Origin of the sequence: Chthonomonas sp. (assembly GCF_035294505.1) — a bacterium.
Taxonomy (GTDB): Bacteria; Armatimonadota; Chthonomonadetes; order Chthonomonadales; family Chthonomonadaceae; genus Chthonomonas.
Genome location: NZ_DATGKU010000139.1, coordinates 1 through 1432, shown reverse-complemented (window position 1 = coordinate 1432; position 1432 = coordinate 1). Strand labels below are relative to the sequence as shown.

Sequence of the window (1432 nt, the reverse complement as noted above, 5' to 3'; positions counted from 1 at the left end):
CCCATAGGGGCATACCCAACATGTTGCTGACCCCCACCACGGCAGCGAGAATCTGCATCCAAACATAGTTCAGGTGGAGTATCTGCAGACCGTAGGCCGTAAAAAAGGGGGCGGCCACGAACTGGCCGATGCAGAACACGGTGCTAAAGAGCAGAAGCGCACGAAAGTTCGGGTCGGCAAACGGAGCACGATAGTGATCGAGAAAGCTTTGTCGTGGCTCCTCTCCTTGGGTCGTAACCGAAGAGGGAGGCGGCTCCGGCTGTCGCAAAATGAGGATAAGCGAAAGCACGGCACCCAACAGGCTCACCCCAAAGATCACCGCAAACCCCATCGCCGAGTGGCGGCGATGTACCATACGGTCGAGAAACCAGGCCGCCAACATGCCAACAACCATGCCCACAAAACCGGCCACCATGTTGCGACGCCCAAAATAACGGCCCCGATGATCGGGTGGAACGAGGTCGGACATCCAAGAGGTCCAGACAGGCTGAGGCATGCTTGTGAGGATAGAAGAGAGCGTAAAGAGCAACAGAAAACCCAGCAGTGCCAACGACTTTGGCAACAAGAAGGGCAGAAGCAGAATGGGCAACCAAAGCATGCGCCCACAAAAAGAGCACCAGGCCACAAACGGCTTACGAGCGCTTTTCTGCTCCGCCCAGTAGGCCGCAATCGGTTGGATAAGAGCCGCTAAGGTGGGGATAGCGCTTAGCAGGCCAATGGCAAAACTATCCGCATGAAGCCAAATGGCAAAACCCGTGAGAAAGGCGCCACCGGTAAGCGTGATCCATACGGTGGCCGCCGCCCCCTCCCAAATGGATATCTGCAGCCCTTTCAACACCTCCCAACGGTTAAGGGGACGCGCGTTGGCAACCTCTGCTTTCTGTACGTGTTGCGTCTGAGTGCCCTCCATGCCTTTTGAAACCCAACGCAATAGGGGTGTGCCCTATGCCATCGTCTGCCGGCAACTATGTTACCTTGAAGGCAGCCCGTTGTTGCCTCCCTATTGAAAAGGCGAAAGCAGGATTCGCGGGAGAAGATGAAGAAAAAAGTTTTTAGAAACCTTATTGACAAAGGAGTTGCAAAGGAAATGACCGTCGAAACAATAGCTGGCACCGCCGGATGGCAGCTCGACTACGCCTTTCCTCCGCCACCGGAGTTCGCACGCCAGGCCAATATACGCGACCCAGAAATCTACGACCGAGCTGCAGCGGACTTCGAGAAGTTTTGGGCCGATTTCGCTGCAGAGTTGGATTGGATGCAACCGTGGCACCGCATCCTTGAATGGAACCCACCTCACGCCAAATGGTTCCTGGGCGGCAAGCTTAACGTCAGCGTGAACTGCGTAGACCGACACCTAAAAACACACCCCGATAAAGTCGCCATTCTATGGGAGGGCGAGCCGGGCGATACGAGAACGCTCACCTACCGCCAA

General features: G+C 55.8%; 2 protein-coding genes. One reads left to right on the top strand and one right to left on the bottom strand.

Annotation, left to right across the window (positions count from 1 at the left end; translation table 11 throughout):
- The coding region (locus tag VKV18_RS08080; protein ID WP_324203699.1) for an MFS transporter at positions 1-931 on the bottom strand (931 nt) is incomplete at its 3' end.
- Between the two features lie 156 nt (positions 932-1087).
- Here VKV18_RS08080 and VKV18_RS08075 point away from each other — a divergent pair.
- Positions 1088-1432 (top strand): acetyl-coenzyme A synthetase N-terminal domain-containing protein (locus VKV18_RS08075; RefSeq protein WP_324200572.1); only part of this gene is annotated, 345 nt, incomplete at its 3' end.